Origin of the sequence: Dactylosporangium sp. NPDC051485, assembly GCF_040682015.1 — a bacterium.
Lineage (GTDB): Bacteria > Actinomycetota > Actinomycetes > Mycobacteriales > Micromonosporaceae > Dactylosporangium.
In genome coordinates, this window is record NZ_JBFAZW010000045.1 from 1 (window position 1) to 17,224 (window position 17,224).

General features: G+C 73.5%; 17 protein-coding genes. 11 read left to right on the plus strand and 6 right to left on the minus strand.

Annotated features, from left to right (window positions below; translation table 11 throughout):
- Positions 1–266 precede the first annotated feature (266 nt).
- Positions 267–1,226: an alpha/beta hydrolase gene (locus AB0M46_RS24790; RefSeq protein WP_363339398.1), complete on the plus strand. Its 960-nt coding sequence runs from the start codon at positions 267–269 to the stop codon at positions 1,224–1,226.
- On the opposite strand, the gene AB0M46_RS24795 is transcribed toward AB0M46_RS24790, so the two are convergent.
- Positions 1,167–2,159, minus strand: a complete 993-nt coding sequence (locus AB0M46_RS24795) for a saccharopine dehydrogenase NADP-binding domain-containing protein (RefSeq protein WP_363339400.1) — start codon at positions 2,157–2,159, stop codon at positions 1,167–1,169. The two genes, AB0M46_RS24790 and AB0M46_RS24795, sit on opposite strands and share 60 nt — an antisense overlap.
- Before the next feature lie 104 nt (positions 2,160–2,263).
- On the opposite strand from AB0M46_RS24795, the gene AB0M46_RS24800 reads away from it, so the two are divergent.
- The 6 genes from AB0M46_RS24800 (at position 2,264) to AB0M46_RS24825 (ending at position 10,034) form a co-directional block, all read left to right on the plus strand.
- Positions 2,264–2,893, plus strand: coding sequence for a DedA family protein (locus AB0M46_RS24800; RefSeq protein ID WP_363339402.1), 630 nt, complete (start codon positions 2,264–2,266; stop codon positions 2,891–2,893).
- A 94-nt stretch (positions 2,894–2,987) separates the two neighbouring features.
- Positions 2,988–5,141, plus strand: coding sequence for an ATP-dependent DNA helicase (locus tag AB0M46_RS24805; protein WP_363339404.1), 2,154 nt, complete (start codon positions 2,988–2,990; stop codon positions 5,139–5,141).
- Between the two features lie 373 nt (positions 5,142–5,514).
- Positions 5,515–6,294 (plus strand): DeoR/GlpR family DNA-binding transcription regulator, encoded by a 780-nt coding sequence (locus tag AB0M46_RS24810; protein WP_363339406.1) that lies wholly within the window; start codon positions 5,515–5,517, stop codon positions 6,292–6,294.
- A gap of 36 nt (positions 6,295–6,330) precedes the next feature.
- Positions 6,331–7,407, plus strand: a complete 1,077-nt coding sequence (galT, locus tag AB0M46_RS24815) for a galactose-1-phosphate uridylyltransferase (protein ID WP_363339408.1) — start codon at positions 6,331–6,333, stop codon at positions 7,405–7,407.
- Positions 7,404–8,528, plus strand: coding sequence for a galactokinase (gene galK / locus AB0M46_RS24820; RefSeq protein ID WP_363339410.1), 1,125 nt, complete (start codon positions 7,404–7,406; stop codon positions 8,526–8,528). Before galT ends, galK begins: the two co-directional genes overlap by 4 nt.
- Positions 8,529–8,645: 117 nt before the next feature.
- Positions 8,646–10,034 carry a nitric oxide synthase oxygenase gene (locus AB0M46_RS24825; protein ID WP_363339412.1) on the plus strand — a complete coding sequence of 463 codons (1,389 nt, stop codon included), beginning with the start codon at positions 8,646–8,648 and terminating at the stop codon, positions 10,032–10,034.
- Here AB0M46_RS24825 and rocD read toward each other — a convergent pair.
- The 3 genes from rocD to AB0M46_RS24840 all read right to left on the minus strand — a co-directional run bounded on the left by rocD (position 10,009) and on the right by AB0M46_RS24840 (position 12,484).
- Positions 10,009–11,238, minus strand: a complete 1,230-nt coding sequence (gene rocD / locus AB0M46_RS24830) for an ornithine--oxo-acid transaminase (protein ID WP_363339414.1) — start codon at positions 11,236–11,238, stop codon at positions 10,009–10,011. The genes AB0M46_RS24825 and rocD overlap by 26 nt on opposite strands.
- Positions 11,235–12,038, minus strand: coding sequence for a dimethylargininase (gene ddaH / locus AB0M46_RS24835; protein WP_363339416.1), 804 nt, complete (start codon positions 12,036–12,038; stop codon positions 11,235–11,237). The genes rocD and ddaH overlap by 4 nt, the downstream gene beginning before the upstream one ends.
- A gap of 230 nt (positions 12,039–12,268) precedes the next feature.
- On the minus strand, positions 12,269–12,484 hold the full coding sequence (locus AB0M46_RS24840; protein ID WP_363339418.1) for a hypothetical protein: 216 nt from the start codon (positions 12,482–12,484) through the stop codon (positions 12,269–12,271).
- Between the two features lie 111 nt (positions 12,485–12,595).
- Between AB0M46_RS24840 and AB0M46_RS24845 the strand changes: the two genes are divergently transcribed.
- From AB0M46_RS24845 to AB0M46_RS24860, 4 genes are read left to right on the plus strand one after another with little or no spacing between them, the layout of a single operon-like run.
- On the plus strand, positions 12,596–12,994 hold the full coding sequence (locus tag AB0M46_RS24845) for a hemerythrin domain-containing protein (RefSeq protein ID WP_363339420.1): 399 nt from the start codon (positions 12,596–12,598) through the stop codon (positions 12,992–12,994).
- Between the two features lie 22 nt (positions 12,995–13,016).
- Positions 13,017–13,616 (plus strand): nucleotidyltransferase family protein, encoded by a 600-nt coding sequence (locus tag AB0M46_RS24850; RefSeq protein ID WP_363339422.1) that lies wholly within the window; start codon positions 13,017–13,019, stop codon positions 13,614–13,616.
- 11 nt (positions 13,617–13,627) lie between these two features.
- Entirely contained in the window at positions 13,628–13,873 is a 246-nt protein-coding gene (locus AB0M46_RS24855) for a hypothetical protein (RefSeq protein WP_363339424.1), read from the plus strand.
- Positions 13,870–14,616, plus strand: coding sequence for a metallophosphoesterase (locus AB0M46_RS24860; RefSeq protein WP_363339426.1), 747 nt, complete (start codon positions 13,870–13,872; stop codon positions 14,614–14,616). The genes AB0M46_RS24855 and AB0M46_RS24860 overlap by 4 nt, the downstream gene beginning before the upstream one ends.
- A 116-nt stretch (positions 14,617–14,732) precedes the next feature.
- Here AB0M46_RS24860 and AB0M46_RS24865 read toward each other — a convergent pair whose 3' ends face one another.
- Together AB0M46_RS24865 and AB0M46_RS24870 are read right to left on the minus strand one after the other, a co-directional pair.
- Positions 14,733–15,707, minus strand: coding sequence for an RNA polymerase sigma factor SigF (locus AB0M46_RS24865; RefSeq protein ID WP_363339428.1), 975 nt, complete (start codon positions 15,705–15,707; stop codon positions 14,733–14,735).
- Between the two features lie 137 nt (positions 15,708–15,844).
- Positions 15,845–17,119, minus strand: a complete 1,275-nt coding sequence (locus AB0M46_RS24870) for a glycosyltransferase (RefSeq protein ID WP_363339430.1) — start codon at positions 17,117–17,119, stop codon at positions 15,845–15,847.
- Positions 17,120–17,224 lie beyond the last annotated feature (105 nt).

The following is a 17,224-nucleotide window of genomic DNA, read 5'->3' on the forward strand; positions in this document are numbered from 1 at the left end:
GTGACCCCGGCGGCGTCCGGCGTTTCCAGCGTGGCGCCGCGGGCCGTACGGCGCGCCGGGTCTGACCCCGATGGCGTCCGGCGTTGCGAGCGCAGGCCATGCGGCGCGCCGGGTCCGACCCCGGGCGGCGTCCGGCGTTTCGGGCGCGGCGCCGCGGGCCGTGCGGCGCGCCGAATCCGACCCCGGGCGGCGTCCGGCGTCTCACTCCCGGATTGCTCCCCAGAATCACCGGGGTAATTCGAGGTACTTCCGGGTAACAATTGGCCATGGGTACCGTCGTCTCCTCGGCCCTGCGGCTCAAGGACGGCGCCCGCCTGTACAGCGTGCTCCACCCCGCCGTGGGCCGTCACCCCCGCCCCGTCACGGTGGTCCTCCTGCACGGATGGACGCTCGACAACCGCCTCTGGCGGCAGCAGATCGCCGACCTCCCGGCCCGGCTGGGCACTCCCGTCTCGGTGCTCGCCTTCGACCTACGCGGCCACGGCCGCTCGTCGGCCACCCACGGTGCCGACGCCAACCTCGAACAGCTCGGCGACGACCTCGCCGAAGTGATCGAGCAACTTGTCCCGCGCGGGCCGGTCGTCCTGGCCGGGCACTCGCTCGGCGGGATGGCCATCATGGAGTACGCCCACCGTCACTCGGCCGCCTTCGCGCGCCGGGTGGTCGGGGTCGTGCTCATCGCCACCTCCGCCGAGGGCTCCTCGCGCACCAGTTACGGCCTGAGCCCTCGCCTGGCCCGGGTGATGCGCGTGCTGGAAGTCCAAGGGGCCGGACTGCTGGCCCGCTCCGGGGCCTGGCGGCCGCACCGACGGCTCATGCCGCTGCTCGCCCCCGGCGTGCGCTGGCTCGTCTTCGGCCACCGCGTCGACACCAGCTGGGTGGCCCTCACGGCGTCGATGGTCGGCAATGTGCCGCTGTGCGCGATCGGCGGCTTCCGGCCGTCGGTCGACCTGCACCACCGGGTCGACACCCTGGCCTCGATGGCCGGGCTGCCCGTCACGGTGATGGTCGGCTCGCTGGACCGGCTCACCCCGCCGGCCTGCGCCGAGACGATCGCCCGCGAGCTGCCCGACGCCGAGTTAGTGGTGTGTCCCGAGGCCGGGCACATGCTGCCGATCGAGCGGCCGGACGCGGTCACCGACGCGATCATCTCCGTCCTGCGGCGCTCACGCCGCCGCGACCGTCACACCGTCAAGCGTGCCCAGGAAGCCGGGGCCCAGGGCTGACGACGGGGTATGCACGCCCGGCGGCGTCTCCCCCGCGCGGACCCGCCGCAGGGCGCGCAGCGAGGCGTCGGCGGTCAGGGCGTAGGCGTTCGGGCCGGCGAACGTCGCCGAGCGGGTGTTGCCGGCGGCGTCGCGGACCTCGGCCCAACCCTCGCTGCCCGCGCTCGCGCGCACCTCGGCCGACGGGCCGCCCCGGCGGACCATCGCCCGGGCCAGGGCGCGCAGCGGGCCGAAGCGGAAGGCGCCGGCCAGCGCGGACCCCGGCGGCAGGGGCATGTACACCGTGATGTCCGGGATGCCGGTCGAGCGGTAGGCGGTGACCAGGTCGCCCCAGCGGGTCGCGCCGACGCGGTGCGGGCCGGACGGGAACGGGACGATCCGGGACGGGGAACCGTATCGGGTCGGGATCAGCGTGCCGCCGACCCGGCGGGCGGCCCCGCCGCCCATCTCCCCCAGCGCGGTGCGGGCGGTACCCCGCGACAGGCCACCGGGGGCGCGGAAGGCCAGCTCCAGCGCGACCGCCCCGGGCAGCTCGGCGGCGAGCAGGGCGGCGAGGCAGTCGGTCGGCACCACGTCGAAGCCGGCTCCGGTGATCATTGTCACGCCGGCGGCGCGGGCCGCCTCGTCATGGCCGAACATCCGCTCGAAAACGTCCAGCTCCCCGGTAATGTCCAGATAGTGCGCGCCCGCGGCCAGGCAGGCGGCGACGGCCGGCTCGGCGGTCTCGGCGAACGGCCCGGCGCAGTTCACGACGGCATCGACGCCGTCGAGCAGCCCGGCCGACGGCGGCCCTACCCGGTGTGACAGGCCGAGCTCGTGCGCGAGCGCGGCGACCGGGCCTTGCGAGCGGCCGGCCAGGACCGGGCGCTCGCCCCGCGTCACCGCGAGCCGGGCAAGCAGTGACCCGCTGTAGCCGTTTGCGCCATATACCATCCAGCCCACGCTCAGCAAGGTATGAGACCCTGGGCGCGGACGGAAGTGGCGGACCGACGTCGCATTGAGGAGGGAGAGCCGCGGTGCATCACATCGAGGCATGGATGGGCACGCTCCCCCCGATATGGGTGTACCTGATGGTCTGCCTCGTGATCGGCATCGAGAGTATGGGCGTCCCGCTACCCGGCGAGGTCGCGCTGGTCACCGCGTCGCTACTTTCCGTCACCACCTCGGTCAGCCCGTGGCTGGTCGCCGGCGCCGCCTCGGTCGGGGCGATCGCCGGGGACAGCGTCGGGTACCTCATCGGCCGCCGCGGCGGGCGGGCCCTGCTCGAGCGGTTCGGGCGGCGCTTCCCCAAGCACTTCGGGCCGGAGCACCTGGCCAAGGCCGAGCGGGCGTTCCAGCGCTGGGGCGTCTGGGCGGTGTTCTTCGGCCGGTTCATCGCGCTGCTGCGCATCCTGGCCGGGCCGCTCGCCGGGGCGCTGCGGGTGCCGTATGGCAAGTTCCTCGCCGCCAACGCGCTGGGCGGGATAACCTGGTCGTTCGGCACCGTGTTCACCATCTACTCGCTGGGCCGGGTGGCCGAGAAGTGGCTCAAGGACTTCTCCTGGGTGGCCCTCGCGGTGGCCGTCGTCGCCGGCGTGGCCTCCACCCTCTACCTGCGCCGCCGGGCGGCCGCGGAGGCCCGGGCGCTGGCCGCCGAGGCCGACAAGGAGCCGGCGGCCACGCCGTAGCAGGGTCCCCGGAGGGGCGCCTTGCCGGAGTCGGCCCGCGCGAAGCGAGTAAGATTCCGGGGTTGTTTTCGCCGGGCGGCAGGAGTAGATAGCGTTGAGCGACGCGGTTCGCGACTCGGAGATCGCCGCCGAGCAGCAATACCTGGACCGGGTGTACGTGCGGTTGGACCAGTTGCGGATCACCGCGGCCGAGGTCGAGAAGGCCGGGTACAGCCTGGCGCGGGTCGGCAACTTCGGCGCCCTGGTCGAGCGCGACGCCATGGTCTACCACGCGGCGCGGCGCCGGCGGGCGCTGGAGAGCGAGCACGACGGGCTGGTCTTCGGGCGGCTCGACCTGGGCCCCGACGGGGTGTCCGGCGCGGACGCCGCGGCCGTGGAGCCGGCGGTGCCGGGCGGCGAGGTGCGCTACATCGGGCGGCTGGGGCTGCGCGACGAGGAGTACGAGTCGCTGGTCGTCGACTGGCGGGCGCCCGCGGCGGCGCCGTTCTACCGGGCCACGCCGGCCGACCGGATGGGCGTGGTGCGGCGGCGGAGCATTCGCAGTACCAACGAGAAGGTCGTCTCCATCGAGGACGACCTGCTCGATCCGGCCGCCGCGCCCCCGGACCTGGCCGTGGTCGGCGACGGCGCGCTGCTGGCCAACCTGTCCCGGGCCACCGGCCGGGGCATGAAGGACATCGTCGCCACCATCCAGCGCGAGCAGGACGACGCGATCCGCTCCCCCGCGTCCGGGATCACGATCGTGCGCGGCGGCCCCGGCACCGGCAAGACCGCCGTGGCCCTGCACCGCGCCGCATACCTGCTCTACGCCGACCGCAACCGCTACGAGTCCGGCGGCGTGCTCGTGGTCGGCCCGTCCGACGTGTTCGTCGGCTATGTCTCGCGGGTGCTGCCGTCGCTCGGTGAGGACACCGCGACCCTGCGGTCCCTGGGCCAACTCGTCGAGGGCGTCCAGGCGACCCGGCACGAGCCGCCGGCGGTCGCCGCCGTCAAGGGCTCGCTGCGGATGCAGCGGGTGCTGGGCCGCGCCGCCCGCAGCCCGGGCCCCGATTCGCCGGAGAGGCTCCGGATTCTGTACCGCGGGGAGCTGCTCAGCCTCGACCGCGCCGCGCTCGACGAGCTGCGCCGCACGGTGCTGGGCCTCGGCGTGAAGCGCAACGCGGCCCGGGCCAAGGCGGCCGGCTACGTGCTCGACGCGCTATGGCGCCAGAGCGTGGAGCTGCTGCCGTCCGGCCGGCAGCAGAAGCGCGAGGAGTTCGCCCCGGACATCGCCGAGCGCCCGGAGTTCATCCAGTTCATGCGCGGCTGGTGGCCGGTCCTGCGCCCGGCCGAGGTGCTCGGCTGGCTGGCCGACCGCTCGCGCCTGTCGCGCTGGGCCGGCGGCGTGCTGAGCAACCGCGAGATCGCCACCCTGGCGGGCTCGATCGCCGTCGATGACCTCTCGGTCGAGGACATCGCGCTGCTCGACGAGCTGCACGAGCTGCTCGGCGACCCGCCGGCCCGCAAGCGCCAGCCGCGCGACCCGTTCCAGGTCGCCGAGGGCGTGCGCGAGGTGACCACCTACGCCGACCGCATCGCCGCCGCCCGGGCCCAGGCCGTCGAGCGCCCGGACGACTACCGCGACTACGCGCACATCATCGTCGACGAGTCGCAGGACGTCTCCCCCATGCAGTGGCGCATGGTCGGCCGCCGAGGCCCGCACGCCACCTGGACGATCGTGGGCGACCCGGCCCAGGCCGCCTGGGCCGACGCCGCGGAGTCGGACCGCGCGATGGAGAGCGCGGTCGGCACCCGCCGCCGCTCGTCCTTCACCCTGACCACCAACTATCGCAACTCGGCCGAGATCTTCGCGGTCGCGGCCCGGGTCATCCGGGCGGCGCAGCCGGACATCGAGCTGCCGACCGCGGTGCGTTCCTCGGGCATCGCCCCGGTCGAGACGGTGACCACCGACCTGGAGGCGGCGGTCCGCGAGGCCGCGAAGACGCTGCTGGACCAGGTGGAGGGCACGGTCGGCGTGATCACCCCGACGGCCCGCCGCGCCGAGGTCGCCGCGTGGCTGTCCGGCCTGGCCCCGGAGCGCCTGCAGACGGTCGGTGCCCTGGACTCCAAGGGCATGGAGTACGACGGCGTCCTGGTCGTCGAGCCCGCCGACATCCGCGACGAGGCGAAGACCGGCTTCCGCACGCTGTACGTCGCCCTGTCCCGCGCCACCCAACGCCTGACCACCGTCGGCACCCGCCCGTTCTGACGCCGCAGTTGGCCTCATTGTTTCTCCCCAGCAAGGCACAGAACCAAACGCGAACCCCCAGGACGGCGGCTGTCCGCACAGGGACAGTCGCCGTCCATGGACCTAGGCTTGTGATCCGTGACGGCTTGCGGTAGCGGGCGGGTAGCTGTTCGAGTTTGTTGACTTCTGGTCGGCTAGGTTCGAAGCTGTACGCCATGCGAGCGCACCCGTGCGCACCCCCAGGGGGTGACCACCCGGCGGAATTCTTCGGCCGGGCCAGCGAGGTGCGCTCATGTGCGAGCGACGTACCGTCTGCGTTGGAACCCGTTGTGGGTCCGGACACTCGCGCAGTCGTGATGACGACCCCCGCTGCGCCTGCGAAGGGAACGGCGTGATGCTCGCACAGCAACGTCAGGCGGCCATCCTCGACCTGGTCCGCCGGCACGGTGGCGTGCGCGTGAGCCAGCTGGTGCGCCAGTTCGGCGTCTCCGACATGACCATCCGGCGCGATCTGGAGGCCCTGGCCGAGCGCGGCCTCGTCGACAAGGTGCACGGCGGCGCGACCATCGCCGGGCCCGGCTCGACGGAGGAGCCCGGCTTCGACGCCAAGTCGGTGCGCCAGCGCAACGAGAAGGCGGCGATCGCCGAGCGGGCCGCGAAGCTCATCGAACCGCACACCGCGGTCGCCCTGTCGGCCGGCACCACCACCGCCGCGCTGGCCGCATACCTCGTCGATGTCCCGGGACTGACCGTCGTCACCAACTCCATCCCGGTCGCCGACACCCTGTACCACGCCGGGCGCCCCGACCAGACGGTCGTGCTCACCGGCGGAATCCGCACCCCCTCCGACGCGCTGGCCGGCCCGGTGGCCGAAGCGGCGATCGGCTCGCTCAACGTCGACGTGCTCTTCCTCGGCGTCCACGGGATGAGCCCGCGCACCGGATTCACCACGCCAAACCTCATGGAGGCCGGCACCAACCGGCTGCTGGTCGCGGCCGCGCGCCGGCTTGTCGTGCTGGCCGACCACACGAAATGGGAAATGGTGGGTATCGCCACCATCATGCCCCTGGACGAGGCGGACATCCTCATCACCGACGTGGGGCTGCCCGCGGAGGCGCGGGTGCAGCTCGCCGAGCGCGTCGGTGAGCTCATCGTCGTCGACCCGAACGGCTGACCACGACCGTGGCCGGCCAAGGACACTGGAGCACGAGTGAAGCGCACGGTCACCCATCTCGCCGACGGCCGGGAGCTCATCTACTTCGATGAGCGCGACGACGCGTCCCGGGACGCCGTCGACCAACGGGAGCTGCCCCCGCCGCCGGCGGCCCCGGAGATGCGCTACGACCCGATCCTCGACGAATGGGTGGCCATCGCGGCGCACCGCCAGGCGCGCACCTTCCTGCCCCCCTCGGAGCAGTGCCCGCTGTGCCCGTCGACGCGCGAGCGGCACAGCGAGATCCCCGCGCCGGAGTACGACGTGGTGGTCTTCGAGAACCGCTTCCCCTCGTTCAGTCACCGGGTCGGACCGGCCCAGGACGACGTGCTGCCCGGCCTGGCGCCGGCCCGTCCGGCGACCGGCCGCTGCGAGGTCGTCTGCTTCACCTCGGACCACAACGCCTCGTTCGCGTCGCTGAGCCCGGCCCGCGTGCGCACCGTGCTGGAGGCGTGGGCCGACCGGACCGCCGAACTGTCCACCCGCGACGACATCGAGCAGGTCTTCTGCTTCGAGAACCGCGGCGAGGAGATCGGCGTCACCCTGCACCACCCGCACGGGCAGATCTACGCGTACCCCTTCGTCACTCCCCGCACCCGGCGCATGCTGCGCTCGGCCCGCGAGCACCGCGGCCCCGGCAACCTCTTCGCCGCCGTGCTGGCGGCCGAGCGGGCCGACGGCGCCCGGATCGTGGCCGGCAACGCGCACTGGACCGCCTTCGTGCCGGCCGCCGCGCGCTGGCCGTTCGAGGTGCACCTGTACCCGAACCGGCACGTGCCGGACATCCCGGCGCTGGGCAGCGAGGAGCGCGACGCGTTCGGGCCGCTGTACCTCGAGGTGCTGCGCCGCCTCGACGGGCTGTTCGGCCTGGCCATGCCGTACGTCGCCGCCTGGCACCAGGCCCCCGTGCGGGTCGGCCGGGAGGTGGCCTACCTGCACCTGCAGGTGTTCAGCACCCGGCGGGCGCCGGGCAAGCTCAAGTACCTGGCCGGATCCGAGTCGGCCATGGGCGTGTTCATCAACGATGTGCGGCCCGAGCAGGCCGCCTCGATGCTGCGGGAGGTCAGCCTGTGAGCACCGCCCCGCAACGGCTCCCGGACGGGCCCTACGACTGCGTGTGGGCCAGCCCCGGCCGGGTCAACCTCATCGGCGAGCACACCGACTACAACGACGGCTACGTGCTGCCCTTCGCCCTCCCCCACCTCACCGTCGCCGGCGCCCGCCGCCTGGCCGCGCCCGAGTGGCGGATCGCCTCGGAGCAGACGGGCGAGACCGTCACCTTCACCGCGGACGAGAAGGTCGAGGGCTGGGCCGCGTACGCCGCCGGGATCGTCTGGGCGCTGCGCGAGGCTGGCCACGACGTCCCGGGCGCCGAGCTGACCGTCGCCTCGGACGTGCCCTTCGGCGCCGGGCTGTCCAGCTCCGCCGCCCTGGAGTGCGCGGTGATGGCCTGCCTGCTCGACCTCGCCGGCGCCGACGTGCCCCTGGCCGATCGCCCCCGGCTGGCCCAGCGGGCCGAGAACGCGTACGTGGGCGCGCCGACCGGCATCATGGACCAGTCCGCCTCCACGCTGTGCCGGGCGGGCCACGCGCTGTTCCTGGACTGCCGGTCGCTGGCCACCGAGCAGGTGCCCTTCGACCTCGCGGCCCAGGGTCTGGCCATCCTCGTGGTGGACAGCAAGGCCCCGCACGAGCACGTCAGCGGCGAGTACGCGGCCCGCCGGCGCAGCTGCGAGCAGGCGGCCAAGATCCTGGACGTGCCCGCGCTGCGCGACATCGGCGCGGGCGGGCTCGACGCGGCCCTGGCGCGCCTCGACGACGAGGTGATGCGGCGGCGGGTGCGCCACGTGGTGACCGAGGACCAGCGGGTGCTCGACACCGTCGACGCGCTGCGGGCCGGTGACGCGCGGGCCGTCGGGCCGCTGCTGACCGCCTCGCACGCGTCCATGCGCGACGACTACGAGATCACCGTGCCGGAGGTCGACACGGCGGTCGCGGCGGCCCTGGCGGCCGGCGCGCACGGGGCCCGGATGACCGGCGGCGGCTTCGGCGGGTGCGTGCTGGCCCTGGTGGACGCCGAGCGGTGCGCCGAGGTCGAGGCGGCGGTGCGGGGGGCGTTCGCCGATGCCGGCTTCGCGCCCCCCGACGCCTTCGCCGTGACCCCCGCGGAGGGGACCCACCGCATCGGCGGATGAGCCTCGCGTACAACTCCTGACGCAGCGCCGCCACCCGCACACGTTGTGCGACCTCGCCGCCCACGGCCCCGACACGATGAGTGCCTGCCACTCACCGGAGACGCTGGGAGGTCGCGCGTGAGCGTGCCTGGATACCGCGACATGCCGGGGCGCGAGTGGGACGCCCACTCCCCCGTGGACCTTGCGGAGGCGGAGGAGTTCCTCGCCCTCTACTACCAAGAGCAGCACCAGCGCGACGGCCGGGAACGCCTGGCCCGCGTGCGGGACGAGATCGCCGAGACCGGCACCTACGCGCACACCTACGCCGAGCTGGTGTTTGGCGCCCGGGTGGCGTGGCGCAACGCGAGCCGGTGCATCGGGCGGCTGTACTGGCGCAGCCTCATCGTGCGGGACCTGCGCAACGTCGCCGAGCCGGCCGAGGTCTTCGACGAGCTCGTCCGGCACCTGCGCACGGCCGGGCAGCGGGAGCGGCACGTGATCCGCCCGGTGATCTCGGTCTTCGCGCCGCACCGGCCGGGCCGCCCGGGCCCCCGGCTGTGGAACGACCAGCTCGTCCGGTACGCCGGCCACCGCCACGCCGACGGCACCGTGACCGGCGACCCCCGGTACGCGCAGTTCACGGAGACGCTCCAGCAGTACGGCTGGCGGGGCAAGCCGGACGACCCGTTCGACGTGCTGCCGCTGGCCATCGAGGCCCCGGACGGGTCGGTGAGCCTGTACGAGCTGCCCGAGGACGCCGTCTGGGAGGTGCCGATCGAGCACCCGGAGCTGCGCTGGTTCGCCGAGCTGGGGCTGCGCTGGTATGCCATCCCGGCGATCGCGAACATGCGGCTGAACATCGGCGGGGTCGACTACCCGCTGGCGCCCTTCAACGGGTGGTACCTGGGGACCGAGATCGGCGCCCGTAACCTCGCCGACCGGGACCGCTACGACCTGCTGCCGGCGGTGGCCGCCCGGATGGGGCTGGACACCTCGACCGAGCGCTCGCTGTGGAAGGACCGGGCGCTGGTCGAGCTGAACCGGGCCGTGCTGTGGTCCTTCGACCAGGCCGGGGCGCGCATCAGCGACCACCACACCGAGTCGGAGCGGTTCCTGGCCCACCTGGCCAGCGAGGAGCGCTCGGGCCGGCGCGTGCCGGCCGACTGGTCGTGGATCGTGCCGCCGATGAGCCCCTCGACCACGGGCGTCTTCCACCGGTACTACCACGAGGCCGACCAGAGGCCGGGCTTCTACCTCGACTCCGACGCTCGCGAGCTGGGCAAGCGGGGCCGCTCCCCGGTCCCGCCGGCCGCGGCCCGCTGCCCGGTGGCCCGCACCCCGCCGCTGCCCCGGCCCAGGCCGACCCCGGCGGTCATCGCGCCGGTGCGGCCCGCCTCCCCGGACACCGTGGTCCTGGAGCCGGTGGTCCCGAGGCGCAATGCCCCGAAACCCGTGGGCGTGGACGGCGGGCCGGTGGTACCGCGGCAGCGGCCCGGCTGGCTCAGCCGGCTGATCCGGCGCTCTTGAGCACCTCGGCCAGGGCATCCACGGCGCCGTCGATCTCCTCGCGCGTCACCACTAGCGGCGGGGCGAGGCGCAGGGTCGAGCCGTGGGTGTCCTTGGCCAGCACGCCCCGGGCCATCAGCCGCTCGCTCGCCTCGCGCCCGGTCATCAGCGCCGGGTCGATGTCGATGCCGGCCCACAGGCCGCGCCCGCGCACGGCGGTGAGCCCGTGCCCGACCAGCTCGCCGAGGCGGCGGTGCAGGTGCTCGCCGACCTCGCGGGCGCGCCGCTGCGGCTCGCCGGTGGCCAGCAGGCCGACCACGGCCCGGGCGACCGCGCAGGCGAGCGGGTTGCCGCCGAAGGTGGAGCCGTGCTCGCCGGGCCGCAGCACGCCGAGGACGTCGCGGTCCGCGGCGACCGCGGAGACGGGGACGATGCCGCCGCCGAGGGCCTTGCCCAGCACGTACATGTCGGGCACGACGCCCTCGTCGTCGCAGGCGAAGGTGGCCCCGGTGCGGCCCAGCCCGGACTGGATCTCGTCGGCCACGAACAGGACCCGGCGCTCGGTGCACGCCTCGCGCACGCCGGTCAGGTAGCCGCGCGGCGGGACGAGGACGCCCGCCTCGCCCTGGATGGGCTCCAGCAGTACCGCCACCGTGGTCTCGTCGATCGCGGCCCGCAGCGCCTCGAGGTCGCCGTAGGGCACGACCCGGAAGCCGGGCGTGTAGGGCCCGTAGTCGGCGCGGGCCTCGGGGTCGGTGGAGAAGCTGACGATCGTCGTGGTGCGGCCGTGGAAGTTCCCGTCGGCCACGATGATCGTGGCCTGTCCGTCGGGGACGCCCTTGACCTTGTACCCCCACTTGCGGGCCACCTTGATCGCGGTCTCGACGGCCTCGGCCCCGCTGTTCATCGGCAGGACCATGTCCTTGCCGGTCAGCTCGGCCAGGTCGCGGCAGAACGGGCCGAACTGGTCGTGCAGGAAGGCCCGGCTGGTCAGCGTGACCCGATCCAGCTGCTCGCGGGCGGCGGCGATCAGCCCGGGGTGGCGGTGGCCGAAGTTCAGCGCCGAGTAGCCGGCGAGGCAGTCGAGGTAACGACGGCCGTCGACGTCGGTGACCCAGGCCCCCTCGGCCTCGGCGATGACGACCGGCAGCGGATGGTAGTTGTGCGCCGTGTGCCGCTCGGCCTCTTCGACCGCCGTCACGGTCCTGTTCGCAACGCTGGTCATGACCGAACCTCCAGGGTGCAGCACTTCGGGCCACCGCCGGCCTTGTGCAGCTCGGAGACGTCGACCGGGACCGGCTGGAACCCCTTTGACGCTAGCTCGGCGGCCAGCCCGGTGGCGGCGGATGGCAGGACGACCCGGTGCCCGTCGCTGACCGCGTTCAGGCCGAGCGCGGCGGCGTCGTCGGCGGTGGCGAGGACGGCGTCGGGGTACAGCCGGCGGAGCACTTCCCGGCTGCCCGGCGAGAACGCCCCCGGGTAGTAGGCCACCGCGCCGCCCGGGCCGGCCTGCGACAGCACGGTCAGCGCGGTGTCGAGGTGGTAGTAGCGCGGGTCGACCAGCTGCAGGGTGATCACCGGCCGGCCGAAGAGCTCCTGGGCTTCGGCGTGCGCGGCGTGCTCGGTGCGCAGCCCGGTGCCGGCCAGGATCCGGTCGCCGGCGAGCAGCAGGTCGCCCTCGCCCTCGTTGACGCTCTTGGCCGAGTGCACCTCGAAGCCGTTGCGGGCGAACCACTCGAGGTACGCGGGGCCCTCGTCGGCCCGCTCGGGGTGGCGGAACTGGGCGCCGTACACGCGGCCGTCGACGACCGTGGCGCCGTTGGCCGCGAAGACCATGTCGGGCAGGCCCGGGACGGGGTCGATGAGCTCGACGGTGTGGCCGAGCTCCCGGTAGAGCTCGTAGAGCGTCGTCCACTGCGCGACGGCCCGCTCGGCGTCGACCGGGGCGGCCGGGTCCATCCACGGGTTGATCGAATAGTCCACGGCGAAGTACGTCGGGCGGCACATGAGGTAACGACGACTCATGCCTCAAAACCTACGGCCGCCCGGCGCGGCGAACCATTGCGATTCACTGCTTCTGCTCGCGCCTTTCTTGTGTCCTGCTCCCCGTTTGCGGCGATCCGTTGCGCGCCGACCGTCGCCGGCCGACGGGCCACGATGCCGGGGCTGGCGTCGGGGCCGGGCAGTTGATCCGGTTGTGCAGCCGGGCGACCCGGTGGACAGGTGCGGGAGGAACGGCCGCGGCCGGGCGGCGGCTACCTGACCTCGCGCCACACGCCGGGCTGGGCCAGCAGGCCCGAGACGCAGTCCATGGCGCTGTCCTCGTCGCCGAACTCGTATCGCCGGGCGCGGCCGTCGGCGCCCCCCTCGCGGGACTCGACCCACCAGATGCCGGCGTCCTCGAAGAGGTACACGTCGCGGCGGGCCAGGCGTCCCCAACTGCCGTTCCACCAGTGCTTTCGGCGCTCCATGAGAGACTATTCGAACACATGTGCCAACTCTGCGGAAGGCCGACCCGCCCATATCGACGTCATTGCGCGCCGCAGGTTAGCCGGGCGCCCCGCTTGGGTACGCCCGTCTGCATGCCGGCGGATCTCATCGACCTCCTGGTGGCCGAACATCGCCGGTTGGAGTCGCTCTTCGCGGACGTGGAGACCGCGCGCACGTCCGACGGGCGGGAGGCGGCGCTGGGTGCGGCGCTGGCCGCGCTCGAGCGACACTCCCTGGCCGAGGAGCGGTTCCTGCACCCGGCGCTGCGCGAGTACCTGCCGGCGGGGCCGGAGATCGCCGCCTACGAGGACGCCGAGCACGCGTCGTTCAGGCGCCAGGCCGGCGATCGGGCCGCGGGGCTCTTCGACGCGGCGCGCCAGCACATGCAGGAAGAGGAGACCGAGCTCTTCCCGCGGCTGGCCCAGGCCTGCCCGGCCCGAGAGCTGCGCCGCCTCGGCGACCTGCTCGAATCGGTGCGTGTGACGGAATGATCGGGCGGGTAAGCCGCTATTCATGGCAGTTCCCGAGGACCGGCAGCCGCTGATCGCCACGCTCAAGAAGGCCGCATTCCATCTCAAGGACGCGGGGATCCCGTTCTGCCTGGCGGGCAGCTTCGCGGTGTACGCGCGCGGCGGGGAGTCCGTCGATCACGACATCGACTTCCTCATCAAGGAAGAGGACGCCGGGCGGGTGCTCGCCGCCCTGGCCGAGGTCGGCTTCCGCGGCGAGGTGCCACCGGAGGGCTGGCTGGTGAAGGCCTGGGACGCCACCGAACACGGCGACCTGCTCATCGACTTCATCTTCTGCCCGGTCCAGCGACCGGTGACCGACGCGACGTTCCGGGACACGGACGTCATCGCGGTCAGCGCCTCCCACATGCCGGTGCTCTCGGCCACCGAGCTGATGATCCACAAGGTGCTCACCTGGTCGGCGCACTACTGCGACTTCGCGCGCGGACTGCCGGTGGCGCGCTCGCTGCGCGAGCAGATCGACTGGGCGCGGGTGTACCGGGAAACGGCCCACTCGCCGTACGCCCATGCTTTCCTGTTCTTGATCGACAAGCTCGGGGTCATGTCGCTGGCCGAGGCCGGCGCCCTGTCCGCGGCCGTTTGAGGGGGCCGACGATGTCCATTGAGCATTATGTCGAAGGCGCGCTGCAGCACCTGCTCGCCGAGGACGAGCGCATCGCGGAGCAGGGGATCCGGTTCGTGCGCACCGACACCGGCATCTCGCTGGTCGGCGAGGTGGAGAGCGCCGAGCGCCGCGACCTGATCTGCCAGGTCGTCGCCGAGGCGTTCCCGGATCTGCCGGTGCGGTGCAACATCGGCCTGACCCGCTCCCACGAGCCGGAAGAGGTGGAGGAGCTGTGACGGCGTGTGTCAGGGTGGCCGCGGTCGGGGACGTGCACCTCGACGCCGATGTCCTCGGGCGGTACCGCCCGGCGCTGGAGCACCTGGCCGGCAAGGCCGACCTGCTCCTGCTCGCCGGCGACCTGACCCGTCACGGCACCCCGGAGGAGGCCCGCTGCGTGGCCCAGGAGTTCGGCGGGCTCGCGGTGCCGGTGGTCGCCATCCTGGGCAACCACGACTACCACGGTGATCAGCAGGACGAGGTCGCCGCGGTACTGCGCGACGCCGGCCTCACGGTCCTGGAGTGCTCCGGCACCGTCGTGCACTGCGACGACACCCGCGTCGGCGTGGCCGGCACGAAGGGCTTCGGCGGCGGCTTCGCGGGCGCCTGCGCGAGCGAGTTCGGCGAGCCGGAGATGAAGGCCTTCACGCGCCACGGCCGCGAACTGGCCACCCGCTTCGGCGAGTGCCTGGCCGCGCTGGACTGCGACGTGCGGATCTCCCTGACGCACTACTCCCCCGTGCCGGACACCCTGCTGGGCGAGCCACTGGAGATCTACCCCTTTCTCGGCTCGTACCAGCTGGCCCAGGCCATCGACTCGGCCCCCGGCGTGGCGCTCGCCGTCCACGGCCACGCGCACGCGGGCTCGGAGCGCGGGACGACGCCGGGGGGCGTGCCGGTGCGCAACGTCGCCCATCCGGTCATCAAGCAGGCCTACAACGTCTACCAGTTGTCGGTCCCGGCGGCCCTGACCCCGGCCTGACCGGGGATTCGGACATACACCCTGACCGGCGAAAAATAGGATAAGTCGAGCGCGCCAGCGCCCGACTTATCGGGAACCGGTCGGGTCTCAGGGGCTTCGTTTACGAGGACCTTCGTTCACAGGGGCTGTGGTAGTTCGCCGCGCAAGAAGGTCAGGGCGCGGGCCAGCAGGCGGGAGACGTGCATCTGCGAGATGCCCAACCGCTGCGCGATCTGGCCCTGGCTCAGGTTCTCGGTGAAGCGCATGGCCAGGATGCGCTGCTCGCGGGCCGGCAGGCGGGCGATCAGCGGGCGCAGGGACTCGCGGTCGTCGACCTCCTCCAGCGCGCGGTCCGTGACGCCGAGCAGGTCGGCGAGCTCGGCGCCGGCCTCCTCGCCGCCGGCCGGGGCGTTGATGGACAGGACACGGTAGGCGTGGCTGACCTCCAGGCCCTCGATGATCGCCTCCTCGGTGACGGACAGGCGGGCGGCCAGGTCGGCGATCGTCGGGGAACGGCCCAGCTCCTGGGCCAGCGGGCCGGAGACCCTGGCGATCTCCAGGCGGAGCTCCTGCAGGCGGCGGGGCACGCGGACGTCCCAGCCCTTGTCGCGGAAGTGGCGCTTCAGCTCGCCGACGATCATCGGGATGGCGTAGCTGGTGAAGGCGCAGCCGCGGGCGGGGTCGAAGCGGTCGACCGACTTGATCAGGCCGACCACGGCCACCTGGACCAGGTCGTCCAGGGGCTCGCCGCGGTTGCGGAAGCGGCGGGCCAGGTACTCGGCGAGCGGCACGTACAGCTCGATGAGGCGGCCGCGGACGCGCGGGCGGTCGGAGCTGCCGGACGGGAGATCGGCCAGGAGGGTGAGCAGGGACCGGGCGGCGGCCTCGTCGTGGTGCGGGCCGCCGTGGGAGTTGCCCCGCGGGGCGTGGGAGTGGGCGGTGACGGTCATGAGGGGATCCCCCTGCCTGCCGGCCCGGGGGACGGGTGCGGACGGCACGGCGCCCGGGCGGGAGAAGCGAACGCCGATCGGCGCCCTGTTGAGCGCCCGGCCCTGCAGCGGCCCGTGGCGGGATCGCGGCTGCTTGACGAGGCCGCCGGTGCGAGCTTCCACATCCGTCAAGGGACGACCGGCGGAGCGACCATCGGCCGTTCGGCTGATGCGGTCAGACCAACGTACCGCGGCGCGTACGCCACCGGCAAGGTGCGCTCACGAATGGGGACGAGCTCATGCCGTACAACTGCGGGGTCTCAGGAAACCTCGGAGAGGGCCTCGTCGTCCTCGTCGGTCTCGTCCGCGGGCTCGGCGTCGGCGACGACGCCGGTCACCGAACGGTAGACGCGCTCCATCTCGGTGGCGGCGCGGTCCCAGGTGTAGCGGGAACGAACCCGGTCGATGGCGGCGCTGGCGAAGCTCATCCGGCGGACCTCGTCGCCCAGCAGGCCACGCAGGGCGGTGGCCATGGCGACGGTGTCGCGCGGGGGGACCAGGACACCGGTGACGTTGTCGATGACACTCTCCGCGATGCCGCCCGACGCGTAGGCCACGACCGGCACGCCGCAGGCCATCGCCTCCAGCGGGGTCAGGCCGAAGGGCTCGTACCAGGGCGTGCAGGCCAGGACGTCGGCGGAGCGGTACCAGCCGGCGAGCTCCTCCTGGCCGACGGCACCGACGATACGCAGGCGGTCGGCGACGCCGTGGCGGTCGGCCAGCTGCAGCAGGCGGCGGGCCTCCGGGTCGCGGTCGACGCCGGACGGGTCGGGGCCGCCCACGACGACGAGCTCCGCGCCCGGGACGCGGCGCAGCGCGGCGACGAGGTCGGCGAAGCCCTTGCGGGCCACGAGCGGGCCGACGCTGAGGATGCGGCGCAGGCCGGGGCGGCGGTGGTCGGCGGCCGGGCCGCCCGGTGTGAACCGGTCGGTGTCGACGCCGGACGGGACGATGACGGTGCCGGAGCGGCGCACCCCCATGCGGCCGAGCTCGGCGACCTCATCCTCACTCTGCGCGACGACCCGGTCGGCGATCGAGCCCAGGGTGCGCTCCAGGCCGGCCCGCGGTCCCGGGCCCCTGCTGTGATCGCGCGGCATGTGATCACGTGGCAGCTGGCGGCGCTCGGCGGAGGCGAGGCCGTGGTACGTGACGACGACCGGGCGCCGGTCGTCGTTGGTGGCGGTGAGGGCGGCGAGGCCGGAGAGCCAGTAGTGGGCGTGCACGACGTCGGGTCCGGCGCCGGGGCGCGACCAGCGGGCGGCCAGCGCGCGGCCGAAGTCGCCCATCAGGGGAAGCTGCTCGTCGGCGGGCACCGGGGCCGCGGGCCCGGCCGGCATGTGCTCGATGGTGACGCCGGACTCGAGGTTCACGCAGTCGGGTAGCGCCGGGTCGTCGCGGCGGGTATAGACGACGACGTCGTGGCCGAGCCGGGCCAGGGCGTCGGACAGGGCCGCGACGTGCGTGTGCTTGCCCCCGGTGCCGGGCCGGCCCAATGCCAGCGGGTTGGCCTGCCCAGAGATCAGGGCGATCCTCAAGACACCGAACCTCCAGACTGCGCTCACCTGCCACCGCCCCTACCCAAGCCGGTTGGTGGTAAACATCAACAGGCAAGCCGGTCGTCGGCTCGCACCGGCGGACCG